This is a genomic window from Pseudomonas sp. NCHU5216 (assembly GCF_052156495.1).
Classification (GTDB): Bacteria; Pseudomonadota; Gammaproteobacteria; order Pseudomonadales; family Pseudomonadaceae; genus Aquipseudomonas.
Genome location: NZ_JBQLIX010000004.1, coordinates 1 through 26,534, shown reverse-complemented (window position 1 = coordinate 26,534; position 26,534 = coordinate 1). Strand labels below are relative to the sequence as shown.

Sequence of the window (26,534 nt, the reverse complement as noted above, 5' to 3'; positions counted from 1 at the left end):
GTCGTTCCGTACGCTAGCAGGCTCGAGCACTCTGCCCATGCGCAACTGCGACATCGGCCGACAGGGAAACGCCCTGGCGCAGAAACCGGGGCGATCAGCGCAAGTGTCTTTTCGCCCGCATCATTGGCTGCAATGCCTTGTCTGCCCCTCGTTGTAGCCATGGACGTCATGGGGACGAATGGCCAAGCTGAGCCCTCCTTCTACCTGCTGCGGAGCTGCCTCATGACCCTCGCCTACTGGTGCGTACTGATCGCCATTGTCCTGCCCTATCTGGGAACTGCCTGTGCCAAGTTCCTCGGCGCTGGCTATGGGCCGCGTGCCAATCAGGATCCGCGCGCCTTTCTCGGTGGCCTGGAGGGCTGGCGCAAGCGGGCCGACAACGCCCAGCACAACGGCTTCGAGGTCACTCCGGCCTTTGCTGCTGCGGTGATCATCGCCCACCTGGCCGGTGGCGCCGAGCAAGGGCTGCTCGATCAGTTGGCTGTCGCCTTCATCGCCAGCCGTGTGCTGTATCTGCTCTGCTACCTGGCCGGCTGGGGCGTGCTGCGCTCGCTGGTCTGGTTCGCCGGCATGGGCGTGATCGTCGCGCTGTTCGTGGTGTCGGCCTGATTGCGCAGCGACTGCCAGCCTGGCTGAATCCAGGCTGACAGCGAAAGGATCTGAACGCTTCTGCGACATTTGCATGCTTGGCCTGCTTTCTTCAACTGGCGATACTGGCGCCCCCATGTCGCCAGGAAGTCGTGTCGATGACGCTGAAGAAACTGTTGCTGCTCGCCTGTGCCTGCCTGATTTTGGCGGCTTGCGGTGGTGTCGACCCTGATTCGCCGCTGGGCAAGCGCCAGGCCTTGTTCAAGCAGATGCTCAAGGTCAGCGAAGATCTGGGCGGCATGTTGCGTGGCCGCGTTCCCTATGACGAGGCTGCCTTCATCTCCGGTGCGGCAGAGCTGGACAAGCTGTCACACGAGCCCTGGCAGCACTTCCCTCAGGTGCGTGACGACGAGCGCAGCAAGGCCACCGATGAGGTATGGCAGCGCCAGGCACGCTTCCAGGAAATGGCCCGTGATCTCGAGGCGGCTACCGCTGCGCTGGTGCAGGCCACCACTTCCACGCCACTGCGGCGTTCGACGCTGGAGCCGGCCATGCAGCGTGTCGAGGATAGCTGCGAAGCCTGCCACAAGGCCTTCCGCGCCTATTGATCGACCTCTGCCTCCGCTTCGGCCTGCGCCTGCTGCAGTTCGGCGCGTGCTTCGGCCAGCTCGGCCTGACGTTGGGCGATCTTCTCCTGGTCGCCTTCGCCCAGGGCCTCACGTAATGCCTGCTCATGTTCCTGTACGGCCTGGCGGGCTTCTTCCACGCTGGCCAGGCGCTGGCGATGCAGGGAAACGTCGTCGCAATAGGCATCGACATTGCCCAGGGCCCGGCGCAGCCCGTCCAGGGCCTGTTTATCGCCACGCTGCTCGGCGGCAGCGAGTTTGTCCTGCAGTACCTGGCGTTTGCTGGCGCAGTCGAACTCGGCCTGGGCGGTGAATACGGGGGTGGCGTTCAGCCCGGCGGCGAGCAGCAGGCCGAGCACTGTGGCTTGACGGATCATGGTAGTTCCTCGTGAGTGCCTATTGGGAGGTGACCCCCAGCACTGCCTGAGGTTCGGCCGAAGCGGCGGCTCTGGAGCCTGATTCGAGCGCGTGGTTCGTCTGGAAAGCGGCCACTCCGGCACGCTGCAGTTGCGCCCCCAGGCGCTGCACTTCCGGGTGGGCGAAGAACGCCCGCAACTGATCTGCACGCTTGTGCCCCACGCCCGGTAGGCGCAGCCAGTCGTCACGGCTGCGAGCCAGCAGGCTGGGCCAGTCGGCGTGAGGGTCACTGTCGAAGCCCGGCGGTGCGCCGAGGGCGCTCAACCATTGCCACAGGGATTTGTCCTTGGCCTGCTGGAAGGTCGCCTGCAACTGCGCGGCGCGTCTTGCGCCGATGCCGGGCAGTGCCTGGAGCTGGCTGGCATCGAAGCCCAGCCAGTCCAGCAGGCCATGCATCGGTAGGCCGCTCCAGGTGCCAGGGCCGACGCCACTCATGTCCAGGCCGTGCTTGCCGCTCAGCCAGGCCAGGCGCGCCAGGAACTGCTGCTGGCACTGCGGGCTGCTGCGCCAGCAACTGAGCGCGTGATAGGACTCGGCGCGCGGTACCTGCACATCGGCACGCTGCTGGCTGCGCCAGATCACCTCCTCGAGCTGAGGAATGGTCAGCCCGGAGAGGCGGATGGCCACCTGGTCACCGGGTCGGATGTCCAGATCCTGCCAGCGCTGCAGCGAGCCGACGGCGACGCGGCTGATGCGCCGATCGTCGAGCTGCACCGGCTGCAATTCCAGCACCGGGCTGATGCGCCCGCTGCGACCGATGTTGAAATGCACCTTCTGCACCACGGCCAGGGCCTGGCTGACCGGGTATTTCCAGGCCACCGCCCAGTGCGGTGGTGCAGCCTGCCAGCGCTGACCGCTCGGCCGCTGGCCCTGGCGCAGCACCACGCCATCGCTGGCGAAGGGCAGGGCGCTGCGATACCAATGCTGGCGCCAGCGCCTGGCCTGTGCCATGTCGGCAAGGGGCTGGGTGTAGCGGTCGCTGTCGGTGAAGCCGAGACGCTGCAGGCCGGCCAGGCGCTGTGGCATGTCTGGCGGGCCGTCCGGCCAGTCCCAGACGAACAGGCCGACCTGGGCGGCTTCGTCAGGGGCGATGCTTTGCCGTGCCATCAGGCCGGCGACCTTGCCGCGTGCCCCCGCGCTGCCGTCACGTGCCTGTTGGTGGCCGTCCAGGCGCCAGTAAAGCTCGCCCTGCAAGGTGGCATCCAGCGCTTGTGGCAGGGTGTCGGGTATGGCCGGCAACTGCCGCACGCGGGGCGTCCAGTCCTGCCCGCTGTGCCCATCACCACGGCTGATGGCCTGCTGTAGGCGGCCTTGCAGGTAGACCAGGGTGACAGCGACGCCATCGACCTTGGGCTGGATCCACAGGTCGTCGCGGTCAGCGATCCACTGCGCGACGGCGGCCTCGTCGAGCTTGCGCAAGCCGGTCTGGGCGAAGGGGTGGGCCAGTTCGGTAACGGCGCCGGTCAGGGCGCTGGCGGGATCCTGCTGAGGGGCGCCAAAGCAGCTCTGCCAGTCGCTCAGACGAGCAAGCGCCTGGTCGTACAGCTCATCGGCCACTGGGCTGCGGGCGTGATTGTGATAGGCGTCGTCCCAGGAGGCGATCTGGTTTTGCAGCGCGGCCAGCTCGGTGGCGGCCCTGGCTTCAGGCCAGTCGGGGCAGGGGGCGGCTTGGGCGAGGAGGGGGCAGAAAAGAAGCAGCCAGGGTTTCATTGTGAGCATCCTTGCTCCGAGAGTGGTGAGGTGAGTCTAGACGAAAGTCTGCCGCTCTATTGCTTGAGTTGTTCTGCCGCATCTGCACGAGCGACGTAATGCACCGTCTTGCCCTCCTGAGTGGCGGCCAGGGCCTTCATCTTCGTCAGGAGCTGAAGGTCGGCGCGTGCGGTGTTCTCGGTAACGCCGAAGCTGTTCTTCACTTCCTTGACCGTGAACAACCTGCCTGGGCTCTTCAAAATCTTGCGCAGCAACTGGCCTTGACGGTAGTTGAGGCGCTTGCCGATACCGCTCTCGTCGAGCCAGGCCATGGTCTCGAAATATTCTCGCTTCTTCTGCTGGAGGTAATCGAGGAATTGATTTACGGCCCGGCGAATGATCCCGGCTTGATAAACGATGAAGTACGTCAGGTCGAAATCGTCGGTTTCGCTGAACAAGTAAGCTTCGCCGTACTGAATGGGGGCTTCTTTGAGGAGCGCGCTGATGGAGATGTACTCGAACGGCCAGTAGTCCTGCTTGAGCATGAACCAGTAGAACAAGGCTCGAGCGGTGCGGCCATTGCCGTCGGCAAAGGGGTGTTCATAGCCCAGCATGAAATGCAGGATGATCGCCTTGATCGCAGGATGGATGAAGCTTCTACCCTGCTGGCCGTCGTGCGCAGTGTTGGCGAACTGGCAGAGCATTTCCAGGCGATAGGGGAGTTGCTCGAATGCCGGCGGTTGGTGCACGACTTCGCCGTCACGGCCTTGAACGATGATGTCGTCGTTTTGCCTGAGCTGGCCCGGCTCCACGTTGGGGTTCTCCGTCGCGTCGGTGGCCAGGGCATGAAAATGGCAGATCAGTTCGAGCGATAGCTCGTCCTGGCGGCGTCTCTTGGCTTCCTTCATCAGCAGGAAGTTGTTGAAGATCATGCGCTCGTCTTCGCTGCGTGGTGGCCGTTCGCTCTCCAGCATCGCCTTGGCAACCTTGCGGGTGGTCGCCGCGCCTTCCAATTGTGCGCTGGAAATGGCCTCTTCCATCATCAAGGAGTCGACCAGATAACGGTTGCGTTCGGTCTGGCTGACGAGCGTGCTGTCGTGCTCGTTCAACAGCGGTGCACATAGGCGGTCGATAAGGTGCAGTACGCCTTCCAGGGAGTCGGGGATGCAGTAGCGAAAAGGCGCGCCGTTTTCTGCATGCAGTTCCAGATCGCGCAGCATCCCTTCCCTTGCTGTTTTGACGGCTACCCAGGCTATTTGTGGGTCTGTTCCTGCTGGCACTCGGCGTTTGAAATCTTCCCAATGCAGATAGCGACCTTTTGCGTCTACGGCCTTGAATTGGCTCATCGCTTCGACGATTGCGCCAGGGTTTTCCAGCCAGAGGCGTTCTGTATCGGGCGTCGAGACTTTTCTCATGATTTGAAACGCAAAATAATTAAATTGCGTTGAGAGTCGTCTTTAGCGCTGCCTATGTCAAATGGCAGGCAATGAAAAAACCCGCACAGCTCACGCTGGCGGGGCTTTTTTCAGGCGCAGCGGTCAGAGGCCGGCTGCGGTGCGCAGGGCTTCGACCTTGTCGGTCTTCTCCCAGGTGAAGTTGGTGAAGCTGTCGTCGCCGACGGTCTTCTGCACCGGGGTGCGGCCGAAGTGGCCATAGGCGGCGGTGTCGCGGTACATCGGATGCAGCAGGTCGAGCATCTTGGTGATGGCGTAGGGGCGCAGGTCGAACACCTCGCGCACCAGGGCGATGATCTTGTCTTCGGCGATCTTGTGGGTACCGAAGGTGTTGATCGAGATGGAGGTGGGCTGGGCCACGCCGATGGCGTAGGACACCTGAATCTCGCAGCGCTCGGCCAGGCCGGCGGCGACGATGTTCTTGGCCACGTAACGGCCGGCGTAAGCGGCGCTGCGGTCGACCTTGGACGGATCCTTGCCGGAGAAAGCGCCGCCGCCGTGACGGGCCATGCCGCCGTAGCTGTCGACGATGATCTTGCGCCCGGTCAGGCCGCAGTCGCCCACCGGGCCGCCGATGACGAAGTTGCCGGTGGGGTTGATGTGGAACTGGGTGTCCTTGTGCAGCAGTTCGGCCGGCAGGCTGTGCTTGATGATCAGCTCCATCACCGCTTCACGCAGGTCTTTCAGCGACACGTCCGGGTTGTGCTGGGTGGACAGCACCACGGCGTCGATGCCGGCGACCTTGCCGTTTTCGTAGCGGCAGGTGACCTGGGATTTGGCGTCCGGGCGCAGCCACGGCAGCAGGCCGGACTTGCGCGCCTCGGCCTGGCGCTCGACCAGGGCGTGGGAGAAGCGGATCGGTGCTGGCATCAGCACGTCGGTTTCATTGCTGGCGTAGCCGAACATCAGGCCCTGGTCACCGGCGCCCTGGTCTTCCGGCTTGGAGCGGTCGACGCCCTGGGCGATGTCCACCGACTGCTTGCCGATGATGTTGATCACGCCGCAGGTGGCGCCGTCGAAGCCGACGTCGCTGCTGGTGTAGCCGATGTCGTTGATCACGTCGCGGACGATCTGCTCCAGGTCGACCCAGGCGCTGGTGGTCACCTCGCCGGCGACGATGGCCACACCGGTCTTGACCAGGGTTTCCACGGCCACGCGGGCGTGCTTGTCCTGGGTGATGATGGCGTCGAGCACGGCATCGGAAATCTGGTCGGCGATCTTGTCCGGATGCCCTTCGGACACGGACTCGGAGGTGAACAGGGAGTATTCGCTCATGGGTGGGTTCCTTGTGTGCCGTAACGTGGAGCGCTTCGCTCGCCGGGCTGGGCGAAGTGCCGTAACTGAATCTGAAAACCGTTCTTCAGACCGATATAGAGACTTTCCCCGGGGATCAGCCCGGCGGCGCTGGCCCAGCGCGACAGGTCGTCTTGCTCGAAGCCTAGCCAAAGATCGCCGCAGGCCTCGCGCGCCCAGCTCTGGTCGTGGCTGCACAGCTCGCTGATCAGCAGGCTGCCGCCGGGTTCGACGTGCCGCGCCAGTTGCCGGAAGGCTTCGGCCGGGGTGGCGAAATGGTGCAGCACCATGTTCAGCACCACGCAGTCGGCGCGGCTCGGCTGCGTCTCGTCGAGGGCATCGGCCAGGCGCAGCTCGACGTTATCCAGGCCCTCGGCCTGGCAGCGTTGGCGCGTCAGCTCGAGCATCGCCTCGCTGTTGTCCAGCGCCGTGACGCGGGCGAAGCGGCGGGCCAGCTCGGGCAGAAAGGCGCCATCGCCAGGGCCGATTTCCAGGGCACTGGCCGAAGCCGGCAGGTGCAGGGCGTCGAGCAGGGTGAGCAGGCTGTCGCGGTACTGCGGCAGGCCGGCGATCAGATCCTGCTGAGCCTGGAAGTTATCGGCGATACGGGCGAAGAAGTCGCGGCTGACTGCCGCGCGCTGGCGATGCACGGCGGCGATGCGCGCCTGCAGGGCTTCGGCCAGCGGCAGGCCGTCGATCTCTTCCAGCAGCGCTGCATGCAGCACACCGAGGGGCAGAGCGCGGCGATAGAAGATGGCGTTGCCTTCACGGCGGGTGGCCACCAGGCCGGCCTGGGCCAGCACCTTGAGGTGATGGCTCATGCCCGACTGGCCCATGGCGAAGATCTGAGCCAGTTCCAGCACGCCGAACGAATCGTTGCTCAGCACGCGCAGCACGTTCAGGCGCAGCGGATCGCCGCCGGCCTTGCACAGGGCGGCGAGCGTGTCGCAGGGGTCGAATGCCAACTCGGGTGCGTGCAGGTTCATGCGCCGCAGTCTAGTCGGTCATTTTTCATACAGCAAGGCCAATATCAAAAAGTTTTGATATTGGCCTTCGTGTTGTAGGCGGGGTCAGGCGAGGCCCTTGAGAATCTCGCGGAAGCTGTTCAGACCGGCTTCTATGTTTTCGATGATCTCCTCAGCCAGGTCATCGGGTTCCGGCAGGTTCTCCAGATCGGCGAGCGACTTGTCCTTGAGCCAGAAGGTGTCGAGGCTGTGCTTGTCGCGGACCAGCAGTTGCTCGAGGCTGTACTTGCGCCAGCGACCCTCGGGGTTGTTCGTCTCGTGCCAGGTTTCCTGGCGCTCGTTACGGTTCTCTGGGCGGTAGCAGGTAATGAAGGCCGCAAATCGTCGAAGCGCAGGGGGCTTCAGTCCTGCTGATTCAGATGTGCCTGACCGGCAGCGGTCAGACGATATTGTTGCAAACGGCTGTTGGGCTTGGCAGGCAGGGTGTACTCGATCAGCCCGGCGTCGAGCAGGCGGCGCACGAGGCGATTGAGCGCGCCGCTCACCGTTGCCTGGCCCAGTTGCCGCGCCAGCTCGGCCTTGCTCAGTGGTGTAGCGCTCAGAGCGACGAGCAGGCGTCGTTGCGGCGACTCTGCCCCTGACTCTGCCCGCGACTCTGCCCCTGACCCTGCCCGCGCTGCTGGCGTGCTGGTCTGTGGGCCGGGCGGCAGCATCAGCGTTACGCGGAAGATAGACTCCTCAAGCAGAACCGGATCCTGCCCGCCGAAGGCTCGGGCGAACTTGAATAGGTTGCGCACGCCGGAGCCCAGTTCCTCGGCCCATTGCATCTCACGGAATACGCGGGCGATGGCCGGATTCTTCGGCGACGGGGCGAAATCATCGGGGCGCAGCAGGCCCAGGCCGTGTGGGTTATTGCTGTTTTCGGTGATGACTCGATCCCCCTGGATGATCAGCTTGGCCGGGAAGGGGTTGAGGTACTCGCGGTGGATCAGCAGATTGGCGACCACCTCGCGAAAGATCAGGTCGCGCAGGCTGATGCGCTGATTGCCCTGCAGGTGAAAGGGATCGGCAATGTGCCGACTCACGAAGGCCATCAGCCGGTCGTAGCTTTCCAGCAGGTTGGTGCGGATGTCGTCGCGGTCGTCGTAACGGTCGAGGTCATGCACACGCACGATGGCGTCGGTGCGATGGTGTGGCACCACGCCCAGCACTACGTCGTCCTGGCCGAACAGCAGAGCGCCGGCCATCGACACACCTTCGGCACCGGTCTGGTAATCGCGTTGGTACAGGCGAGCGCTTTTCAGCAGCTCCAGATCGTCCAGCTCGGCCCAGGGATGCGCTGAGCGCTGCAAGCGCACGTTGCGCCGTACCCGCTCGATCAGGTCGCTGCGCAGGTCACTCATGCGGATATGCGGGAAGATGCGGTTCTCGCTGTAGCCCACCTGCTTGCGCAAATATAGCTCGGCCAACAGTTGCCCATGGCCGGTGATGTCGAAATCGCCGTCTTCGTTGCGGCTGAATATGCGGTTGTTGCAGCTATGCACCTGGGAGCTTTCTGGCACGCTGAGCACCAGCAGGGTCTGCCCGTCCAGTTCCACCGGCTCGGGCACCAGGGGCATGGGCGGGTTGATCTTCTGCGGGTTGTGCAGGGTGTTGGCCAGATCCTTGCGCATCTGCGCCAGCGCCTCGGGTGCTATGCCCGTAACCGTGCCGTCGTCCGCCGCCCCCAGCACCAGGGTGCCGCCGCGCTGGTTGAGAAAGGCGCAGATGGTTTCGTAGATATCGCGGTTGAGCCCCTGGCGGGCGCGCTTGAACTCGACCGTCAGCCCTTCGCCTTCGCGCAGCAGTTGCGCCAGATGCTGCGGGGTCATGCATGAACCTCTTGCAACAGGTGCCAGGTCGGTAGGTGTGAGCTGGCGCGTGATGCTTTGGCGCGGTGGCTGATCGCGAGCAAGCTCGCTACAAAGAGCTGGGCGCTGTTCATGCCGAGGCCTTGGCTTTGCGTTCACGCGACTTGGGGTTGAGGGTCATCAGGCTGCCTTGCCTCTGCCATTCATCGGGTGCTGCGATGGTAATACGTTTGGCTGATTGAGTGTCTGGTAGGTGGTCATTGCCATCAGGCTGGGGGCGTTTGCTCTGCCGTCTCGCTCAACGCCAGGAAAGCTGCGGGTGCGGGGCTGAGGCTGGCGCCCTGGCGCCACAGCACATGCAGCTCGCGCTCGATCTGCAAGTCCTGCACCGGCAGGTGATGCAACTCGCCGCTGGCCAGTTCGCGCTCCACCACCCGCTGTGACAGCCAGGCGATGCCCTGGCCGTCGGCCAGCAGGCGTTTGAGCGTCTCGGTGCTGCCGATGGCCATGCCGGCGCGAGGTTCCAGGCCATGGTCGCGGTAGGCCTGCTCGATGCTGTTGCGCGCCCCTGAGCCGGGTTCGCGCATATACAGCGGGTAGGCCTGCAACTGGACGGCGTCGAGTCGCTGGTGGCGGGCCAGCGGGTGGCTCGGGCCCACCACCGGCAGCAGGGCATCGCGGGCCAGCAGGCGGTGGGCGTAGGCGTCGCGGGCGAAGGGGCCTTCGACGAAGCCGAGGCTGATGCGGCCCTCGTCCAGTTGTCGGGTCACCACGTCGGTGTTGCTCACCTCCAGGCTGATGAAGATGTGCGGGTGCTCGCGGCGAAAGCGGCTGATCAAGGGCGGCAGCAAGTAGGCGCCGAGGGTGGCGCTGGCGCCCAGGTTCAGCTCGCCTTGCTCCACCTGGGCGAAGTTGCGCAGGTCGCGCTCGGCGGCGCTTTCCAGAGTGAAGATGCGTTGTGCGTAGTCCAGCAGGCGCAGGCCGCCTTCGGTCAGTTGCACGCCGCGCGGCAGGCGGTCGAACAGGCGCAGGTCGAGGCTGGCTTCGAGGTCGCGAATCTCCCGCGTCACCGCTGGCTGGCTGATGTGCAGACGCTCGGCGCCGGCGCTGATGCTGCCGGCTTCGGCCACGGCGAGAAAGACCTTGAGGTGATGAAGGTTCATGGTGCTCTTGTATAAATGAAAGGCATGTTTTGGATGCTGAATATGTATTTTAAATATGGCAAGGCGCTTCTTAACCTGTGCGCGTCATCCATGCCACGGATCACCCGACCATGCCGCGCCCTTTCAGTCGTTTGCCAGAGCCATTGGCCTTCATCCGTCACTTCACGCCCAACTGGTTCGCCGCGACCATGGGCACGGGTGTGCTGGCGCTGGTCATCGCTCACTTGCCCTGGCAGTTACCGGGGCTGTTCATGCTGGCCGAGGGCTTGTGGTTGTTCGGTGTGTTGCAATTCGCCCTGTTCAGTCTGCTGTTCGTGATGCGCCTGGTGCTGTTTCGCGACACCCTGTGGCCCATGCTGCTGCATCCGGTGCAGTCGATGTTCCTCGGCGCCATTCCCATGGGGCTGGCGGTGCTGCTCAAGGGGCTGCTGCTGTTCGCGGCGCCGCGCTGGGGCGAGGGTGTCTACGCGCTGGCCCATCTGCTGTGGTGGCTGGATGCGGCGTTGTCGCTGCTCGGCGCACTGCTGGTGCCTTATCTGATGTTCACTCGGCAGGATCATGCGCTGGAAAAACTCACTGCCGTCTGGCTGCTGCCCATCGTTGCGCCGGAGGTGGCCGCCAGCACGGCCGGTGCCCTGGCGCCCCATCTGCCCGTCGAGGCCGCGCGGCAGTTGCTGGTTACCGGCTTCGTGCTCTGGGGGCTGTCGCTGTCGCTGGCCTTCCCCTTGATCGCTCTGGTGCTGCTGCGTCTGGCCCTGCACAAGCTGCCGGATACCGATTTCGCCGCCACCAGTTGGCTGCCGCTGGGGCCCGTGGCCACCGGCTGTTTGGGCCTGCTGAGTCTGGGCCAGGCGGCGCCGGCTGCCTTCGCCGGCACCCACTTGGCCGGTGCCGCCGAACTGGCTGAGGGTTTCGGCCTGGTCGGCGGCCTGGCGCTATGGGGGGCAGGATTGTGGTGGTTGGTGATCGCCATTCTGTTCACCCGTCACTACATTCGCGACAACATGCCGTTCAACCTGGGCTGGTGGGGCTTCATCTTCCCTCTGGGCGTGTTCACCCTGGCCACCTTCGAGCTGCAGCACCTGACCGGGCTGGCCATGTTCGGGCTGATCGGCCTGGTGCTGGCGGTACAGCTTGCGGCGGTCTGGTCGTTGGTGTTCAGCCGTACCCTGGCCGGGGTCTGGCACGGTGAGCTGTTCCGGGCGCCTTGCCTGGGCAATCCGGCGAGCCCGGCAGTGAGCGTATTGAGCGAGCAAGCCGGTTGATTCACCTTCTGCGACTATCTGTCATTGCTCCATGGGGGCCGGCTGGGCGAAAATGGCGATCTTTTTTCGCCCCCTTCATTCGTGAAGCAGCCCCCGTAGGAGATTTAAGCGATGCCCAGCCGTCGTGAGCGAGCCAATGCCATTCGTGCCCTCAGCATGGATGCCGTGCAGAAAGCCAACAGCGGCCACCCCGGTGCCCCCATGGGCATGGCGGACATCGCCGAGGTGCTGTGGCGCGACTACTTCAAGCACAACCCGAGCAACCCGAGCTTCGCCGACCGTGACCGCTTCGTGCTGTCCAACGGTCATGGTTCGATGCTGATCTATTCGCTGCTGCACCTGACCGGTTACGACCTGTCCATCGACGACCTGAAGAACTTCCGTCAACTGCACAGCAAGACCCCGGGCCACCCGGAATACGGCTACACCCCAGGCGTGGAGACCACTACCGGCCCACTCGGTCAGGGCATCGCCAACGCCGTTGGCTTCGCCATCGCCGAGAAGGTGCTGGGCGCGCAGTTCAACCGTGAAGGCCACAACATCGTCGACCACAACACCTACGTGTTCCTCGGCGATGGCTGCATGATGGAGGGCATCAGCCATGAGGTCTGCTCCCTGGCCGGCACCCTGGGCCTGGGCAAGCTGATCGCCTTCTACGACGACAACGGCATCTCCATCGACGGCGAGGTCGAGGGCTGGTTCACCGACGACACCCCACAGCGCTTCGAGGCCTATGGCTGGCAGGTGATCCGCAATGTCGACGGGCACGACGCCGAAGAGATCAAGATCGCCATCGAAACCGCGCGCAAGAGCCTGGATCAGCCCACCCTGATCTGCTGCAAGACCACCATCGGCTTCGGTTCGCCGAACAAGCAGGGCAAGGAAGAGTGCCACGGCGCGCCGTTGGGCAACGACGAGATCGCTCTGACCCGCGCCGCCTTGGGCTGGAACCATGGCCCGTTCGAGGTTCCCGCCGAGATCTACGCCGAGTGGGATGCCAAGGCCGCCGGCGCTGCTGCCGAAGCCGCCTGGAACGACAAGTTTGCCGCTTACGCCGCTGCCTTCCCCGAGCTGGCCGCCGAGTTCAAGCGCCGCATCGCTGGCGAACTGCCGGCCGATTTCGCCGAGAAAGCCGCCGCCTACGTGCGTGAAGTGGCCGAGAAGGGCGAGACCATCGCCAGCCGCAAGGCCAGCCAGAACACCCTCAACGCCTTTGGCCCGCTGCTTCCAGAATTCCTCGGCGGTTCGGCCGACCTGGCAGGCTCCAACCTGACCCTGTGGAAGGGCTGCAAGGGCGTTTCGGAAGCCGACGCTGCCGGTAACTACCTGTTCTACGGCGTGCGCGAGTTCGGCATGAGCGCCATCATGAACGGCATCGCCCTGCACGGCGGTTTCGTGCCCTACGGCGCCACCTTCCTGATCTTCATGGAATACGCCCGTAACGCCGTGCGCATGTCGGCGCTGATGAAGCAGCGCGTGCTCTACGTGTTCACCCACGACTCCATCGGCCTCGGCGAAGACGGCCCGACCCACCAGCCGATCGAGCAACTGGCCAGCCTGCGTGGTACGCCGAACCTCGACACCTGGCGCCCCTGCGACGCCGTGGAATCGGCCGTGGCCTGGAAGCATGCCATCGAGCGTGCCGACGGCCCCAGCGCCCTGGTGTTCAGCCGCCAGAACCTGCCGCACCAGAGCCGCGACGCCCAACAACTGGCCGACGTGGCCCGTGGTGGCTACGTGCTCAAGGACAGCGCCGGCGAGCCGGAACTGATCCTGATTGCTACCGGCTCGGAAGTCGGCCTGGCCATGCAGGCAGCGGCCAAGCTGGAAGAGAAGGGGCGCAAGGTGCGCGTGGTGTCCATGCCGTCCACCAGCGTGTTTGACCAGCAGGACGCCGCCTACAAGCAGGCCGTGCTGCCGCTGGAAGTGGGCGCGCGCATCGCCATCGAAGCCTCCCATGCCGACTACTGGTACAAGTACGTTGGCCTGGAAGGGCGCATCATCGGCATGACCACCTTCGGTGAGTCGGCGCCGGCTGCCGCGCTGTTCGAGGAGTTCGGCTTCACCGTCGACAACGTCGTCGCCACCGCCGAAGATCTGCTGGAGGACTGACGCCAGCGCCAAGCTGCAAGCCGCAAGCAGGAATGTGCTCTGCCTGCGGCTGTTACTTGTAGCTTGAAGCTTGCGGCTTGCAGCTATGCCCCGACGCCCTTATCGCGTTGCCCTCAATGGCTACGGCCGCATTGGCCGCTGCGTGCTGCGTGCTTTGCACGAGCGCGGCGCCGGGGCGAGCCTGGAAATCGTCGCGCTCAACGATCTGGCCGACCAGGCCAGCGTCGAATACCTGACCCGCTTCGACTCCACTCACGGGCGCTTCCCGGGTGAGGTGAAGGTCGACGGTGACTGCCTGCACATCAATGGCGACTGCGTGAAGGTGCTGCGTCAGAGCGAGCCGGAGGCCATCGACTGGGCGGCGCTGAATATCGACCTGTTGCTGGAATGCTCCGGGCAGTACACCACGCGTGCCGAGGCCGAGCGTTTCATCGCCGCCGGTGCGCCGCGCGTATTGCTGTCGCAGCCGATGGCCAGCGAGGCGGATATCGACGCCACCATCGTCTACGGCGTCAACCAGGATTGCCTGAGCGGTGCCGAGCGCCTGGTGTCGAATGCGTCATGTACCACCAACTGTGGCGTGCCGCTGCTGAAACTTCTCGATGAGCTGGTGGGTCTGGAATACGTCTCCATTACCACCATCCACTCGGCGATGAACGACCAGCCCGTGATCGATGCCTACCACCACGAAGACCTGCGCCGCACGCGTTCGGCCTTCCAGTCGGTGATTCCGGTGTCCACCGGCCTGGCCCGTGGTATCGAACGCCTGCTGCCGGAGCTGGCCGGGCGCATCCAGGCCAAGGCCATTCGCGTGCCGACGGTCAACGTCTCGTGCCTGGACATCACCCTGCAGACCGCGCGTGACACCAGTGCCGCCGAGATCAATCAGGTGCTGCGCCAGGCGGCGCAAAGCGGGCCACTCAAGGGCCTGCTGGCCTACACCGAGCTGCCGCACGCCAGTTGCGACTTCAACCACGACCCGCACTCGGCCATCGTCGACGGCAGCCAGACCCGCGTGTCCGGCCCGCGCCTGGTCAATCTGCTGGCCTGGTTCGACAACGAATGGGGCTTCGCCAACCGCATGCTCGATGTCGCCGAACACTTTTTACTCAAAGCCAATCCAGCCCCTTGAAGGACTGAATCTATGACCGTTCTGAAGATGACCGATCTCGACCTCGCCGGTAAGCGCGTGCTGATCCGCGAAGACCTCAACGTTCCGGTGAAGGACGGTGTGGTCAAGAGCGACGCGCGCATCCTCGCCTCGTTGCCGACCATCAAGCTGGCGCTGGAAAAAGGCGCTGCGGTGCTGGTCTGCTCGCACCTGGGGCGCCCGGAAGAGGGCGTGTACAGCGAGGAAGACAGCCTGGCGCCGGTGGCGGCCTACCTGAGCAAGGCCCTCGGCCGCGACGTGCCGCTGGTCAAGGACTACCTCGGCGGTGTCGAGGTCAAGGCCGGCGAATTGGTGCTGCTGGAGAACGTGCGCTTCAACAAGGGCGAGAAGAAGAACAGCGACGACCTGGCTCAGCAGTACGCCGCGCTGTGCGATGTGTTCGTCATGGACGCCTTCGGCACCGCCCACCGTGCTCAGGGCTCGACCCATGGCGTGGCCAAGTTCGCCAAGGTGGCCTGCGCCGGCCCGCTGCTGGCCGCTGAACTGGATGCCCTGGGCAAGGCCCTGGACAAGCCGAACCGGCCGATGCTGGCCATCGTCGCTGGCTCCAAGGTGTCGACCAAGCTGGACGTGCTCAACTCCCTGGCCGAGATCTGCGACTCGCTGATCGTCGGCGGCGGCATCGCCAACACCTTCCTCGCCGCTGCCGGTCTGCCGGTGGGCAAGTCGCTGTACGAGGCCGATCTGGTCGAGACCGCCAAGGCCATCGCCGCCAAGGTGGCGGTGCCGCTGCCGGTGGACGTGGTGGTGGCCAAGGCCTTCGCCGAAGACGCCGAGGCCACGGTCAAGGCCGTCGCCGATGTGGCCGAGGATGACATGATCCTCGACATCGGCCCGCAGACTGCCAAGCAGTTCGCCGAGATGCTCAAGGCCTCGCAGACCATCCTGTGGAACGGCCCGGTCGGCGTATTCGAGTTCGACCAGTTCGGCAACGGCACCCAGGCCCTGGCCATGGCTATCGCCGAGAGCCCAGCGTTCTCCATCGCCGGTGGTGGCGACACCCTGGCGGCCATCGACAAGTACGGCGTGGCCGAGAAGATCTCCTACATTTCCACCGGTGGCGGTGCCTTCCTCGAATTCGTCGAGGGCAAGGTGCTGCCGGCGGTCGAGGTGCTGGAGCAGCGCGCCCAGTAAGATCGATGGGGCGCAGGGCTGGTGCCTTTCGCCCTGCTCGATAAAACCCTGGCGTGATCGAGTGGTCTGTTGAAACTGAACCCTCGAACAAGGAGTCATGTCATGGGCAAGCTAGCAGCGTTGGGATGCATCACCCTGGTACTGGCCGGTTGTGCCGGTGGCGCACGGGAGTCGGCCTGTGAGGTATTCAGCCCCGCGCAGATCGAAACCCCGGCCACGCAGAACGATCAGCAGATCGAACAGAACAGCGGCCAGCCGACGGGCGAGCCGGCAGAGCAGCGTTGCTGACGAGGAGCACGGAATGATTGCAAGACTGGCGGCATTGGCCGCCATGGCGCTGCTGCTGGGTGCGTGCAGCCAGCAGCAGACGGCGCCTGAGCAGTGGACCCGTTGGGTCTGTGACAGCCAGGCCGAGGTATTCTGGCGCCTGGCCGACAGCAAGGGCGAGCAGGTGGATCTGCGCCTGGGTGGCGACGATGTCGTGCATCGCCTGACCCAGGAGCCGGCCGGCTCCGGCGCGCTGTACAGCGACGGCAATCTGTCCTTCCATACCAAGGGTGACGAAGGGCTGGTGTACTGGACGGCCACCGACGACCTGATCGGCCGGGGCTGCAAGGCTCAATAGAGCAGCTACAAGCCCCAAGTCTCAAGCTGCAAGAAAAGCGTGGAGCGCTGCTCGTGCTTCTACTTGTCGCTTGCAGCTTGTAGCTTGCGGCTGTGTTTCCAGGCTTGAACCGAGCCTGCCCCTGCGGCAGGCTTGCATATCAAACAACCCATATCGGGAGCTTCAAAAGATGGCACTTATCAGCATGCGCCAGATGCTCGACCACGCCGCTGAGTTCGGCTATGGCGTGCCGGCGTTCAACGTCAACAACCTCGAGCAGATGCGCGCAATCATGGAAGCCGCCGACAAGACCGATTCGCCGGTCATCGTCCAGGCCTCCGCCGGTGCCCGTAAATACGCTGGCGCGCCCTTCCTGCGCCACCTGATCCTTGCCGCGATCGAAGAATTCCCGCATATCCCGGTGTGCATGCACCAGGATCACGGCACCAGCCCCGACGTGTGCCAGCGCTCCATTCAACTGGGTTTTTCCTCGGTGATGATGGATGGCTCGCTGAAGGAAGACGGCAAGACTCCAGCCGACTACGACTACAACGTGCGCGTCACCCAGCAGACCGTGGCTTTCGCCCATGCCTGCGGCGTGTCCGTGGAAGGCGAGCTGGGCTGCCTGGGTAGCCTTGAAACCGGCATGGCCGGTGAAGAAGACGGCGTCGGCGCCGAAGGCGTGCTGGATCACAGCCAACTGCTGACCGATCCGGAAGAAGCGGCGGCCTTCGTCAAGGCCACTCAGGTGGATGCCCTGGCCATCGCCATCGGTACCAGCCACGGCGCCTACAAGTTCACCAAGCCGCCAACCGGCGACGTGCTCTCCATCGAGCGCATCAAGGCAATCCACCAGCGCATCCCCAACACCCACCTGGTGATGCACGGCTCCAGCTCGGTGCCGCAGGACTGGCTGGCGATCATCAACGAGTACGGCGGTGACATCAAGGAAACCTACGGCGTGCCGGTCGAGGAAATCGTCGAAGGCATCAAGCACGGCGTGCGCAAGGTCAATATCGACACCGACCTGCGTCTGGCTTCCACTGGCGCCATTCGTCGTTTCATGGCGCAGAACCCGGCCGAGTTCGACCCGCGCAAGTACTTCGCCAAGACCATCGAAGCCATGCGCGACATCTGCATCGCCCGCTACGAAGCCTTCGGCACCGCCGGCAACGCCTCGAAGATCAAGCCGATCTCCCTGGAAGGCATGTTCCAGCGTTACGCCAAGGGCGAGCTGACCGCCAAGGTCAACTGATCGATGGCGGGCCTGTGCCCGCCGCGTCCGCCCGAAAGCCGCGACTGCGCAAGCGTCGCGGCTTTTTCATGCCTGCCTTTTGCCCCTCAAGGTGCGCTGCTGACCAGCGCGCGATGCTCGATGCTTAGCTGATCGAAGCGCGCGGCCCCAGCTTCGGTCTCGTAGCCGGTGTTGTCCTGGGTGTAGACGCCGGCCTTGAAGTACAGCGGCTTGGCGGCCCAGGAAGCGTCCATGTGGGTGCTCCAGCTCTTGTTGTCGAGCTGGATCGCCAGGGTGCCGTCCGGCTTGAGGTTGATCGCATAGCTGAACGCCTGATTGAGCAGGATGCCGCTGGCCACGGTTACCGTCTGGATTTCGGCATCCGGGGTCAGGCGCACCTTGGCGACGATATTGCCGCTGGCCGTCTTGGTCTTGTACTGGTACTCCAGCTTGAGCAGCGGCATCGAGCTCTTGTAGGCATGGATCTGGCCAATGACGATCTTGCCGGTGGACGGTACCTGGCTGACGCTCAGGGCGGCGCGCAGGAAGTGATCGGCGCCGGGGTAGGTCCAGTTGCGCAGGCTACCGTCGGCGTGGGTTTCACGCAGCTCGCTGCGCGGGTACTTGGCGCTCTCGGTGGTGGTGCCGTTGACCGGCGACCAGAAGAAGATGGCGCCATCCTTGGATTGGAAATAGTGATCCTGGTAGCCACCGGCCAGTACGCGGGTTTCGATGGTGGTGGCGGGTACGCCGACTGGAATGCTGAGATTCCACATGGCAAGTTCGATCATGCTCAAAGCTCCTGAAAGAGGAAACTTCAGCCGGGGGCACATCTCATCCAGGAGTCAGTAACGGCTTACTTGGCGTTCCAGCGGGTGACACGCGAGCTAGAAGGTGGCAGGGCTGCCTGTCACGAGCGCTGGCTGCGCTCGTGGCGCGCTTTATAACGGCAATTCTGGGCAATGCGTGAGCACCATTCGTCGCTTTATTGGCGTCAATAAAAAGTCTCTTATGGAGTGGAGAATCATCCTTATCTGGCCGTGCGCGAGACGGCAACGGATCCTAGGGTCTGTTTGACGTTTCGCTCGCGGTTCGCGCCGAAACGTCAACAGACCCTAGGTAAAACCCTGTAAAACACCCGGGCCGTGGCGAGCGGCGGCCTACGCCATAATCCGGGCACTGTCGTTCCGGAACTGCCTTTCATGCACAGCCTGCCGCGCCTGCTGTACGCCTTCGTCCTTGCCGTGTTGCTGGCTAGCAGCTTCGCCTCGATCTTTCAGACGCAAAGCAACCTCGCTGCCCTGCAGGCGCTGGGTGCACCGGTTCCGTTCGATGTGCGCTTGAGTACCACCGGCCTGGATCTGCTCGGTTTTGCCCCCACCTTCGCGCTGCTGGCCAGTGCCGGCTTTGTCATCGCCCTGCCGCTGGCGCTCTGGTTGGCGCGACGCTTGCGCCATCTGCGCTGGGCCATCTTTCTGGTGGCAGGTGCCAGTGCGATCTGGCTGGCGCTGGCCCTGGCCAATGCCCTGGCACCGATGCCGACGCTGATCGCCGCCGACCGCGAGCCCTTGGGCACTCTGGGGCTGATGGCCTGCGGCAGTGCCGGCGCGCTGCTGTTCGGTCAGCTCGCATGGCGCGCGCACTACGCAGCGCAGCCAACCCATTCCGATTCGCCGTGACAAGGTCGCTGCCATGCTGAAACCCGTTCTCACCGCACTGGGCGCTGCATTCGTGCTCAGCCTTCCGGCGCAGGCCCAGGATTATCGTATCGAGACCCTCACCGAGGGGCTGGAGTACCCCTGGTCGCTGGCCTTCCTGCCGGACGGGCGTATGCTGGTCACCGAGCGGGTCGGGCGTCTGCGCCTGATCGAGGCCGATGGTCGCCTGGCGCAGGATGCTATCGCCGGGCTGCCGGAGGCTTTCATCGCGGCCCAGGCGGGGCTGATGGAGGTGGCGCTGGATCCGGACTATGCGGACAACCGCTGGCTCTACCTGAGTTACGCCCATGGTGATAGCGAGGCCAATAACACTCGGCTGGCTCGGGCGCGTCTGGTCGGCGACGAGCTGCAGGATCTTGAGGTGCTGTTCACCGCGCAGCCGCTCAAGGCCGGCGCCGCGCACTACGGCGGGCGCATCGCCTTTCTAGCCGACAAGAGCCTGGTGCTGACCCTGGGCGATGGCTTCGACTGGCGCGAGCAGGCGCAGAACCCAGGTAATCACCTGGGCAAGATCGTGCGCCTGAAGCGCGACGGCAGCGTGCCGCCGGATAATCCGTTGCTGGCCCAGCCAGGCGCGGCGGCGGAGATCTACAGCCTCGGCCACCGCAACGTGCAGGGCATCGTCTTCGATGCCGAGAGTGGACGGTTGTACAGCCATGAGCACGGCCCGCGCGGCGGCGACGAGTTGAACCTGATCGAGGCCGGGCAGAACTATGGCTGGCCGCTGGCGACCTTCGGCGTCGATTACACTGGCGCGCGGGTCAGCCCCTATACCGAGTTGCCAGGCCTGAGTGCGCCCTTGCTGCACTGGACGCCCTCGGTGGCGCCAGCGAGCCTGACCCTCTACCGCGGCGAGCTGTTCCCCGCCTGGCAGGGCGACCTGTTCGCCGCCACCCTGGCCGAACGCAGCGTGCGGCGTATCCGTGTGCAGGACGGCATGCTGGCCGGTGAGGAAATTCTCTTCGAGGAGTTGGGTGAGCGCATCCGTGACGTACGCAGCGGGCCGGACGGCGCTCTCTACCTGCTCACCGACAATGCCGAGGGGCGTTTGCTGCGGGTCGTGCCGGCCGATTGAGGCGCGTTACACTGCAGGCTCGTTCCCTCAGCATGGATCCGTTTCGTTGAAATACCTTCAGGGCTACCCCGTGGCCATCCAGCAGCAGGTGCGCCAGTTGATCGCCGACGATCTTCTGGGCGACTACCTGGCGCGGCGCTATCCGGGCCGTCACGAGGTGCAGAGCGACAAGGCGCTGTACGCCTACGTGATGGCACTCAAGCAGGAACACCTGAAGAACGCGCCGGCCATCGACAAGGTGCTCTACGACAACCGCCTCGATCTCACCCATCGTGCCCTCGGGTTGCATACGGCGATTTCGCGGGTGCAGGGTGGCAAGCTCAAGGCGAAGAAGGAGATTCGCGTTGCCTCGCTGTTTCGTGATGCAGCGCCGGCCTTCCTGCAGATGATCGTGGTGCACGAGCTGGCTCACCTCAAGGAGGCCGAGCACAACAAGGCCTTCTACAAGCTCTGCGACCATATGCTGCCGGGCTATGCACAGGTCGAATTCGACCTGCGCATGTACCTGACCTGGCGCGAGATGACGGGCTCGGCCTGATCGCGTGCAAGAGCAAGGGCAAGACGCGATCCGTAGGGTGCGCTATGCGCACCACGGACAGGCGCACCCTGCATACTCAGCCGTGCAAGCGCAGGTTGAGCTGGTCGACCACCGGCGCCCAGTCGGCGTCTTCGAGAATTTCCTCGCGCAGCAGCGCGGCCTGGGCCGGCGTCCAGAACGGCGCCTCCGACAGTTTGCAGGCGTCTGGCAGCGGCGAATGGGTGCTGATGAAAGCGTTGATGCTGGCGGCATCGTCAGGCAGGCCGAGCTGCTTGAACAGCGCGGGCAGGCTGTGGACGGGCTTTTCCATGATGGGTTCTCCAAGCGTGAGGTTCATTGTTAATTACCTCGCCCAGGTGCAGATAGTTCCGCTCGAGGGCACCTCAAAAAACTACCTCGGCTTTGGCTTCCTGCCTCGCTCTATCTCCTGCATCCATGCAGTCGTCGCCTACGTTTTTTGAGGCGCCCTCAATCGACCGTCAATATCTCGAAGGCCTGCAGCCGCTGGCCCAGCGACAGGCTTATTTCGTCGCCGGGGTGCTTGCCGATGAGCAGGCGCCCCAGCGGTGTGGCATTGCTCAGTACCTGAATGCTCTGCCCGGCATGCTGCAGCTTCATGCTGGCGCCCTGTGGGCCGAGGAACAGCCACTGCTCACGGCCGTCTTCGCTGGCCAGCAATATCAATGCGCCCAGCTGGATGCCTTGGGCATCGTCGAAGGGGCGTGGCCGTAGCTGGCGCCAGGTGATCAGGGTCTGGCGCAGTTCTTCGACGCGGCGCGCCTGGCCGCTGGCCAGGTAGGCGGCTTCCAGGCCGAGGGTGTCGTACTTGTTCTCGGCGACGTTCTCTTCGTGGGTTGCCGTTTCATGCGCGCTGAGCGCCGCCTGATGGGCCTGATCGAGGTCGGCTTGCAGGTGCTGCAAGACCTGCTGCAGGAGCTGGTTCTTGTCCATGGTCGGTGTCGCGAGCGGGAAAGCCGCGTTTATCCCAGGCCGCCGCGCCGCTGTCCAGCCCGTCAGGCCTGTTCCCGGCACAGGCACACGCGATTGCGGCCCTCGGCCTTGGCCTGGTACATCGCCTTGTCGGCGCGGCGGATCAGGCGGGTGGCGTCTTCCGCGCCATGGCTCAGGGCGATGCCGATGCTGGCGCCGACGCGTACCGTGCGGCCTTCGATATGCATGGGTGTGTCCAGCCCTTCCAGCAAGCGCTTGGCCAGATCCTGCGCGCCTTCGGCCGACAGCACGCGCTCGCAGACGGCGACGAACTCGTCGCCGCCGAGGCGTGCCGGCATATCCACCTCGCGCAGGTAGTGGCACAGGCGCCGGGCGACCTCGGCCAGCACCAGGTCGCCGAAGGCATGGCCGTGCTGGTCGTTGATGGGCTTGAAGCCATCGAGATCGATCAGCATGACGGCCAGCAAATCATGGCCGCGCAGGCTGCGTTGCAGGGCCTGATCGAGGTGCTGCTGCAGGGCGTTGCGGTTGGCCAGGCCGGTCAACGGATCCAGCAGGGCCAGTTCGCTGAGGCGTCGGTTGGCATTCTCCAGCGCCTGGGTGCGTTCGTAAACGCGCTTTTCCAGGCTGCGCTCGTTCATCTGCAGGGAGGCTTCGCGTTGCCGTTTGAGCTCGATGAAGCGTGCCGCCAGGGCGAACGACAGCAGGATCATCTCCAGTCCGGAGCCGATCTGCATGGCATACAGGGTGAAGAAGTTCGACGGCAGCAGGGCGAAGTTGCGCAGTGCCAGGGTCACCGCGCCGCCAAGCAGCATCAGCCAGGCCAGGGCGAACAGGCGCGCCCCCGGCACGCGGTAGCCGATGCAGACGAAGCTGGTGAGCAAGAGGGTCAGGGTCACGCTCAGGCCAGTCAGGGACATGGTCTGCAGGGCGCGTTGTACGGGCAGCAGCAAGGTGGCCAGGCAGGCCAGGACGGTGGCGGCGCACAGTATCTGCAGCACGCGATCCCAGCGCGGCAGCCATTTGCGCGTATCCAGAAAGCTGCGAGCGAACACCGCTGCCAGCAGCGCCGCCAGGGTCAGGCTGAAGGGCAGCATGCGGTTGGTCCAGGGCGCGGCGTGCGGCCACAGGTACTGTGCGCCGAAGCCGTTGAGCGAGAGCACGGCGAGGGCGAAAACGGCCATGAACAGCACGTAGTTGAGGAAGGGCCGCTCGTGCAGGGCGAGAAACAACAGCAGGTTGTACAGAGCCAGGGCAATCAGCACGCCGCAGTAGATGGCGTGTACCAGATAACCGTTCTGGCTGTGCTGCTCGAAGTCGTGCTCCGACATCAACCCGCCGCTGAGCGTCATGCTGCCGCGGGTGTCGATGCGCAGGTAGAGGGTGCGCTGCTCGCCCGGTTGCAGGGTGATCTCGAACACCGGGTAGCGATGGCCGATGGCGCGCTCGGGATAGGGCACGGTATCGCCGCTGCGCGATTGCCGTATGCCATCGGTGCCGACATCGTAGAGGCGCACTTCGTCCAGCGAGGCGTAGTTCAGTTCCAGGCGCCAGTGACGTAATTCGCGAGCACTGGATTGCAGCTCGAGGCGCAGCCAGATCACGCCCGGTACGTAGCCGAAGCCCAGGTCACGACGTTCGCTGGCCGGGCGGAAGGGCGCGCTGGCGGCCTGTACGTCGGCCAGGCTGAGGCTGGCCTGTGGATCTTCGAGGTAATAGGCGATCGCTTGCAGGTCAATGGGCGCGGTGTCATCGCCCAGACGGGTCATGGCATGGGCGTCAGGCAGCAGCAGGCACAGAACCAGTAACGACCATAGCAGTGTCGGATATGCCGGGGGGCGGGCTGCAGACATCGGGAATGAGGCCGAATCATTGACGTGCTCTGCATACTGGCAGAAAGCTGCACAGTGCCGCTAGCGTGCAGCGAAAAAACGCTATGTGCCAGCTAAATGGCGCCAAAATTCGGCTTCAGCGCCGATTGCGTTCTTTCTGCAGATGCTTGCCCAGGGTGCGTAGGGGGCCTAGCTGGCGGCTGATCAGAGCCAGTTGCGTCTGCACCAGACGTTGGCGCTCGTCGGCCTCTTCCGGAATCTGCTCCAGTTCCTCGGCCAGGTGCTCTTCGCTGTCGCTATGGATGGCCAGGGGACGCTGGTCGCGCAGGCACGCAGCGATCTCGTCGAGGCTGCAGGCGATGCGTTCGGCCTGCTCCAGCAGGCGGGCCTGCTCGGTTTCGGGCAGGCGTTCGCCACGGTGTGCACCCAGGGCCGAGAGGTAGCTGAGCAGGGTGTGCGACAGCACCAGGAAGCGAAAGCCCAGGTCGGCGTCCTTACGGAAATGTCCGGGCTCCATCAGCATGTTGCCAAGGGTGGTGGACAATGCCGCATCGGCGTTGTGCGCATTACGCCGGGCCAGGCGATAACCGAGGTCGTCGCGCTTGCCCTGGGCGTACTGGGTGATGATCTGGCGAAGGTAGGCGCTGTTGCAGCTCAGGGTGCCGGCCAGCATGCGCCCCAGGCGCCGGCCCTGCCAGTCCGGCAGGATCAAAAATACCGCCAGGCCGGCGATCAGACCGCCGAGCAGGGTATCGACCAGGCGTGGGATGAACAGGCTGTAGCCATTGCCGACCTGGTTGAAGCAGAACAGCACCAGCAGGGTGATGGCAGCCGTGGCCAGGGTATAGCGGGTGGTACGGGTGGTGAAGAAGACCACCCCGGCGACCACGGCGAACAGTGCCTGCACGCGCGGATCGGGGAACAGGTCGAACAGTGCCCAGCCCAGGCCGAGGCCCAGCAGGGTGCCGGCGATACGTTGCACCAGCTTGAGGCGGGTGGCGCCGTAGTTGGGCTGGCAGACGAACAGGGTGGTCAGCAGAATCCAGTAGCCCTGCGCCGGGTGGATCAGATGCAGCAGGCCGTAGCCGGTGGCCAGGGCGATGGACAGGCGCAGGGCGTGGCGAAACAGCAGCGAGGTAGGGGTGAGCTGCTGGCCGATGCGCTCGACCACTTCGCGCAGCGAATGCGGCTCGCGGTCGAGCAGGCTGCTGTCTTGCTCTTCGGCCAGGGCATCGGGATTGCTGGCATTGCTCAGGAGCTGATCGAGCCTGGCCAGGTTGCCGGCCAGGGCGCCGAGCGAGCGCAGCAGGTGACGCCAGGCGGGGTTGCTCTGCAGGTGCAGGTGATCGAGCGAGGCGTGCAGATCCTCCAGCGCCTGGCTGCACAGCTCACGGTACTCGAACGGTTGGCGCAGCTCGATGGCACCGGCCAGGCGCTCGCAGGCCTCGCCATGCAGGCGCAGCAGGCGTTGGCAGCGGAACAGCACGTCACTGTGGAAGAAGGCTTCGGCCAGCTCGTTGTAGGGGTAGTGCGAGGAACTGGCGCGCTCGTGGATGTCCTGGGCGAGGAAGTACAGCTTGAGGTAGCGATTGACCTTGGGCCCGGGGCGGGCATTGCCGACCCGGTGCAGGATGATTTCCTTGGCGGCATTGAGCGCCGACACCACCCGGCCATTCTGCTGCGCCAGGGCCAGGCGCCGGGGTTCCACGTCGAGCTGGCGCAGTGGCTCGAACAGCGCAGCCTTGAGCTTGAGGTACTTGCCCAGCTCGCGAAACAGGCGGGCCAGCGCCAGTTGCACCGGCTGGTGGGTAAACAGGCCCTGCCAGATCACCGACAGCAGGCCATACCAGGCAGCGCCGGCCACCAGCAGCAAGGGCTCCTGCCAGGCACCGGCGACCCCGCCACGCTGTTCGACGCCGATCATGCTGTACACGGCGAGGATCAGCGTGCCCGAGCCGAGGGTGGCAAAGCGTTCGCCGAGGGCGCCGAGCATCACCAGCGCGAAGGTCGACAGCGCCAGGGCGATGACGAACAGCCAGGGATAGGGGAAGAGGAACTCCACCGTATAAGCGGCCGCACTGAAACACATCAGGGTGACCAGCACGGCACCGAGGCGGCCCTGCCAACTGTCGTCGGTCTCGGCCAGGGCGCAGGCGATTACCCCGAGAAACAGCGGGATCAGGCTATGTGTCCAGTCCTGCCACCAGCACAGCGCCAGGGCCCCGGTCAGGGCGATGAACACCCGCAGGCCACTGCTGAACTTGTCCAGTGCCCAGAGGCGGCGGAAGGATTGGCGAAGGCTGGAGCGGGGCATACGAGGCCTTGTGTGAAACGATGCGAGCAGACTACCCGAGTCGGGCGCCTCTAAGAACTACCTGCGTCGTCATCGGGGCGTTTAAAACAGGCTCAAGAGGGGGCTTCGCGGGTTCTTGGGACGGTCAGTCTTTGATGCCGGATTGGCAAATTTGTGTGTGATCTTGTTGATCTGTGTTGGTGTTCTGGACGCCGCTTCGGGTGTTCTCAGATATTCCGGGTTTCGCCCCCTCGGGCGACTCACTTTTCTTTGAAGTACGCAAAGAAAAGTAAGCAAAAGAAACGCACCCCCGCCATCCGGCTCTCTACGCTCGACTTCCCTCACTCCGGCATCGCTCCGGGGTCGGCTTGCATGGGCCATCCCTGGCCCATCAAGCCTCTCGCGGCATCCATGCCGCTCGCCCCCTGCGCAATGCCTACGTTCGGCCTCCTGAAGAGGGAGTTAGCGCGCCTGAACGTACACTGGCTCCGGGCATGCCCGGCATGTTCTGGTAGCAGTGGAACCACGACGTGGCCGTCGGGTTAAACCAAAGCTTTCATTC

At 64.5% G+C, this 26,534-nt stretch carries 24 protein-coding genes; 12 read left to right on the top strand and 12 right to left on the bottom strand.

Annotated elements, in window-relative coordinates:
• The first annotated feature begins 222 nt into the window (after positions 1-222).
• Together ACSVIK_RS04475 and ACSVIK_RS04470 are read left to right on the top strand one after the other, a co-directional pair.
• Positions 223-609 carry an MAPEG family protein gene (locus ACSVIK_RS04475; RefSeq protein WP_442443170.1) on the top strand — a complete coding sequence of 129 codons (387 nt, stop codon included), beginning with the start codon at positions 223-225 and terminating at the stop codon, positions 607-609.
• A 137-nt stretch (positions 610-746) separates the two neighbouring features.
• Positions 747-1,196: a c-type cytochrome gene (locus tag ACSVIK_RS04470; RefSeq protein ID WP_442443169.1), complete on the top strand. Its 450-nt coding sequence runs from the start codon at positions 747-749 to the stop codon at positions 1,194-1,196.
• Here the strand turns inward: ACSVIK_RS04470 and ACSVIK_RS04465 are convergent.
• The 7 genes from ACSVIK_RS04465 to ACSVIK_RS04435 all read right to left on the bottom strand — a co-directional run bounded on the left by ACSVIK_RS04465 (position 1,190) and on the right by ACSVIK_RS04435 (position 10,045).
• Positions 1,190-1,591: a DUF1090 domain-containing protein gene (locus tag ACSVIK_RS04465; RefSeq protein ID WP_442443168.1), complete on the bottom strand. Its 402-nt coding sequence runs from the start codon at positions 1,589-1,591 to the stop codon at positions 1,190-1,192. The genes ACSVIK_RS04470 and ACSVIK_RS04465 overlap by 7 nt on opposite strands.
• Positions 1,592-1,610: 19 nt before the next feature.
• Complete coding sequence (gene ligB, locus ACSVIK_RS04460) at positions 1,611-3,341, bottom strand: NAD-dependent DNA ligase LigB (protein WP_442443167.1); 1,731 nt, start codon at positions 3,339-3,341, stop codon at positions 1,611-1,613.
• 56 nt (positions 3,342-3,397) lie between these two features.
• Complete coding sequence (locus ACSVIK_RS04455) at positions 3,398-4,540, bottom strand: Fic family protein (RefSeq protein WP_442443166.1); 1,143 nt, start codon at positions 4,538-4,540, stop codon at positions 3,398-3,400.
• A 318-nt stretch (positions 4,541-4,858) separates the two neighbouring features.
• Entirely contained in the window at positions 4,859-6,049 is a 1,191-nt protein-coding gene (gene metK, locus ACSVIK_RS04450) for a methionine adenosyltransferase (RefSeq protein WP_442443165.1), read from the bottom strand.
• On the bottom strand, positions 6,046-7,053 hold the full coding sequence (locus tag ACSVIK_RS04445; protein WP_442443164.1) for an ArsR/SmtB family transcription factor: 1,008 nt from the start codon (positions 7,051-7,053) through the stop codon (positions 6,046-6,048). The genes metK and ACSVIK_RS04445 overlap by 4 nt, the downstream gene beginning before the upstream one ends.
• A gap of 380 nt (positions 7,054-7,433) precedes the next feature.
• Positions 7,434-8,903: an RNA-binding domain-containing protein gene (locus ACSVIK_RS04440; RefSeq protein WP_442443163.1), complete on the bottom strand. Its 1,470-nt coding sequence runs from the start codon at positions 8,901-8,903 to the stop codon at positions 7,434-7,436.
• A 245-nt stretch (positions 8,904-9,148) separates the two neighbouring features.
• The gene (locus ACSVIK_RS04435; RefSeq protein ID WP_442443162.1) at positions 9,149-10,045 is read right to left on the bottom strand and encodes a LysR family transcriptional regulator; all 897 of its coding nucleotides are present in this window, start codon (positions 10,043-10,045) and stop codon (positions 9,149-9,151) included.
• A 110-nt stretch (positions 10,046-10,155) separates the two neighbouring features.
• On the opposite strand from ACSVIK_RS04435, the gene ACSVIK_RS04430 reads away from it, so the two are divergent.
• From ACSVIK_RS04430 to fba, 7 genes are all read left to right on the top strand, one after another.
• The gene (locus ACSVIK_RS04430) at positions 10,156-11,310 is read left to right on the top strand and encodes a TDT family transporter (protein WP_442443161.1); all 1,155 of its coding nucleotides are present in this window, start codon (positions 10,156-10,158) and stop codon (positions 11,308-11,310) included.
• 111 nt (positions 11,311-11,421) lie between these two features.
• The gene (tkt, locus tag ACSVIK_RS04425; RefSeq protein WP_442443160.1) at positions 11,422-13,422 is read left to right on the top strand and encodes a transketolase; all 2,001 of its coding nucleotides are present in this window, start codon (positions 11,422-11,424) and stop codon (positions 13,420-13,422) included.
• An 85-nt stretch (positions 13,423-13,507) separates the two neighbouring features.
• A complete protein-coding gene (gene epd / locus ACSVIK_RS04420; protein ID WP_442443159.1) occupies positions 13,508-14,554 on the top strand; it encodes an erythrose-4-phosphate dehydrogenase in 1,047 nt (348 codons plus the stop codon).
• Between the two features lie 12 nt (positions 14,555-14,566).
• A complete protein-coding gene (locus ACSVIK_RS04415) occupies positions 14,567-15,727 on the top strand; it encodes a phosphoglycerate kinase (protein ID WP_442443158.1) in 1,161 nt (386 codons plus the stop codon).
• Between the two features lie 102 nt (positions 15,728-15,829).
• Positions 15,830-16,015 carry a hypothetical protein gene (locus ACSVIK_RS04410; protein ID WP_268180809.1) on the top strand — a complete coding sequence of 62 codons (186 nt, stop codon included), beginning with the start codon at positions 15,830-15,832 and terminating at the stop codon, positions 16,013-16,015.
• A 13-nt stretch (positions 16,016-16,028) separates the two neighbouring features.
• Positions 16,029-16,352, top strand: coding sequence for an MliC family protein (locus ACSVIK_RS04405; protein ID WP_442443157.1), 324 nt, complete (start codon positions 16,029-16,031; stop codon positions 16,350-16,352).
• 169 nt (positions 16,353-16,521) lie between these two features.
• Positions 16,522-17,586 (top strand): class II fructose-bisphosphate aldolase, encoded by a 1,065-nt coding sequence (gene fba / locus ACSVIK_RS04400; protein WP_442443156.1) that lies wholly within the window; start codon positions 16,522-16,524, stop codon positions 17,584-17,586.
• A gap of 86 nt (positions 17,587-17,672) precedes the next feature.
• On the opposite strand, the gene ACSVIK_RS04395 is transcribed toward fba, so the two are convergent.
• On the bottom strand, positions 17,673-18,356 hold the full coding sequence (locus tag ACSVIK_RS04395; protein ID WP_442443155.1) for a polysaccharide lyase family 7 protein: 684 nt from the start codon (positions 18,354-18,356) through the stop codon (positions 17,673-17,675).
• A 411-nt stretch (positions 18,357-18,767) separates the two neighbouring features.
• Here ACSVIK_RS04395 and ACSVIK_RS04390 point away from each other — a divergent pair, with 411 nt between their 5' ends.
• From ACSVIK_RS04390 to ACSVIK_RS04380, 3 genes are read left to right on the top strand one after another with little or no spacing between them, the layout of a single operon-like run.
• The gene (locus tag ACSVIK_RS04390) at positions 18,768-19,244 is read left to right on the top strand and encodes a hypothetical protein (RefSeq protein ID WP_442443154.1); all 477 of its coding nucleotides are present in this window, start codon (positions 18,768-18,770) and stop codon (positions 19,242-19,244) included.
• Between the two features lie 13 nt (positions 19,245-19,257).
• On the top strand, positions 19,258-20,358 hold the full coding sequence (locus ACSVIK_RS04385; protein ID WP_442443153.1) for a PQQ-dependent sugar dehydrogenase: 1,101 nt from the start codon (positions 19,258-19,260) through the stop codon (positions 20,356-20,358).
• Positions 20,354-20,896: a YgjP-like metallopeptidase domain-containing protein gene (locus tag ACSVIK_RS04380; protein WP_442443338.1), complete on the top strand. Its 543-nt coding sequence runs from the start codon at positions 20,354-20,356 to the stop codon at positions 20,894-20,896. Before ACSVIK_RS04385 ends, ACSVIK_RS04380 begins: the two co-directional genes overlap by 5 nt.
• Positions 20,897-20,972: 76 nt before the next feature.
• On the opposite strand, the gene ACSVIK_RS04375 is transcribed toward ACSVIK_RS04380, so the two are convergent.
• The 4 genes from ACSVIK_RS04375 to yccS form a co-directional block, all read right to left on the bottom strand.
• Complete coding sequence (locus ACSVIK_RS04375; RefSeq protein ID WP_268180819.1) at positions 20,973-21,206, bottom strand: DUF2789 domain-containing protein; 234 nt, start codon at positions 21,204-21,206, stop codon at positions 20,973-20,975.
• Positions 21,207-21,364: 158 nt separating this feature from the next.
• Positions 21,365-21,847 carry a GreA/GreB family elongation factor gene (locus ACSVIK_RS04370; protein WP_442443152.1) on the bottom strand — a complete coding sequence of 161 codons (483 nt, stop codon included), beginning with the start codon at positions 21,845-21,847 and terminating at the stop codon, positions 21,365-21,367.
• A gap of 62 nt (positions 21,848-21,909) precedes the next feature.
• A complete protein-coding gene (locus tag ACSVIK_RS04365) occupies positions 21,910-23,616 on the bottom strand; it encodes a 7TM diverse intracellular signaling domain-containing protein (protein WP_442443151.1) in 1,707 nt (568 codons plus the stop codon).
• A 199-nt stretch (positions 23,617-23,815) separates the two neighbouring features.
• The gene (gene yccS, locus ACSVIK_RS04360; RefSeq protein WP_442443150.1) at positions 23,816-25,993 is read right to left on the bottom strand and encodes a YccS family putative transporter; all 2,178 of its coding nucleotides are present in this window, start codon (positions 25,991-25,993) and stop codon (positions 23,816-23,818) included.
• Positions 25,994-26,534: the final 541 nt, after the last annotated feature.

Excerpts from the sequence above, each read along its gene's own strand:
- ACSVIK_RS04375 (WP_268180819.1), bottom strand. The coding sequence starts at position 21,206 with ATGGAAAAGCCCGTCCACAGCCTGCCCGCGCTGTTCAAGCAGCTCGGC.
- ACSVIK_RS04470 (WP_442443169.1), top strand. The coding sequence starts at position 747 with ATGACGCTGAAGAAACTGTTGCTGCTCGCCTGTGCCTGCCTGATTTTG.
- ligB (WP_442443167.1), bottom strand. The coding sequence starts at position 3,341 with ATGAAACCCTGGCTGCTTCTTTTCTGCCCCCTCCTCGCCCAAGCCGCC.
- ACSVIK_RS04405 (WP_442443157.1), top strand. The coding sequence starts at position 16,029 with ATGATTGCAAGACTGGCGGCATTGGCCGCCATGGCGCTGCTGCTGGGT.
- ACSVIK_RS04370 (WP_442443152.1), bottom strand. The coding sequence starts at position 21,847 with ATGGACAAGAACCAGCTCCTGCAGCAGGTCTTGCAGCACCTGCAAGCC.
- ACSVIK_RS04465 (WP_442443168.1), bottom strand. The coding sequence starts at position 1,591 with ATGATCCGTCAAGCCACAGTGCTCGGCCTGCTGCTCGCCGCCGGGCTG.
- ACSVIK_RS04395 (WP_442443155.1), bottom strand. The coding sequence starts at position 18,356 with ATGATCGAACTTGCCATGTGGAATCTCAGCATTCCAGTCGGCGTACCC.
- yccS (WP_442443150.1), bottom strand. The coding sequence starts at position 25,993 with ATGCCCCGCTCCAGCCTTCGCCAATCCTTCCGCCGCCTCTGGGCACTG.
- ACSVIK_RS04455 (WP_442443166.1), bottom strand. The coding sequence starts at position 4,540 with ATGCTGCGCGATCTGGAACTGCATGCAGAAAACGGCGCGCCTTTTCGC.
- ACSVIK_RS04475 (WP_442443170.1), top strand. The coding sequence starts at position 223 with ATGACCCTCGCCTACTGGTGCGTACTGATCGCCATTGTCCTGCCCTAT.
- ACSVIK_RS04365 (WP_442443151.1), bottom strand. The coding sequence starts at position 23,616 with ATGACCCGTCTGGGCGATGACACCGCGCCCATTGACCTGCAAGCGATC.
- ACSVIK_RS04435 (WP_442443162.1), bottom strand. The coding sequence starts at position 10,045 with ATGAACCTTCATCACCTCAAGGTCTTTCTCGCCGTGGCCGAAGCCGGC.
- ACSVIK_RS04415 (WP_442443158.1), top strand. The coding sequence starts at position 14,567 with ATGACCGTTCTGAAGATGACCGATCTCGACCTCGCCGGTAAGCGCGTG.
- fba (WP_442443156.1), top strand. The coding sequence starts at position 16,522 with ATGGCACTTATCAGCATGCGCCAGATGCTCGACCACGCCGCTGAGTTC.
- ACSVIK_RS04390 (WP_442443154.1), top strand. The coding sequence starts at position 18,768 with ATGCACAGCCTGCCGCGCCTGCTGTACGCCTTCGTCCTTGCCGTGTTG.
- ACSVIK_RS04445 (WP_442443164.1), bottom strand. The coding sequence starts at position 7,053 with ATGAACCTGCACGCACCCGAGTTGGCATTCGACCCCTGCGACACGCTC.
- tkt (WP_442443160.1), top strand. The coding sequence starts at position 11,422 with ATGCCCAGCCGTCGTGAGCGAGCCAATGCCATTCGTGCCCTCAGCATG.
- ACSVIK_RS04440 (WP_442443163.1), bottom strand. The coding sequence starts at position 8,903 with ATGACCCCGCAGCATCTGGCGCAACTGCTGCGCGAAGGCGAAGGGCTG.
- ACSVIK_RS04410 (WP_268180809.1), top strand. The coding sequence starts at position 15,830 with ATGGGCAAGCTAGCAGCGTTGGGATGCATCACCCTGGTACTGGCCGGT.
- ACSVIK_RS04430 (WP_442443161.1), top strand. The coding sequence starts at position 10,156 with ATGCCGCGCCCTTTCAGTCGTTTGCCAGAGCCATTGGCCTTCATCCGT.
- ACSVIK_RS04385 (WP_442443153.1), top strand. The coding sequence starts at position 19,258 with ATGCTGAAACCCGTTCTCACCGCACTGGGCGCTGCATTCGTGCTCAGC.
- epd (WP_442443159.1), top strand. The coding sequence starts at position 13,508 with ATGCCCCGACGCCCTTATCGCGTTGCCCTCAATGGCTACGGCCGCATT.
- metK (WP_442443165.1), bottom strand. The coding sequence starts at position 6,049 with ATGAGCGAATACTCCCTGTTCACCTCCGAGTCCGTGTCCGAAGGGCAT.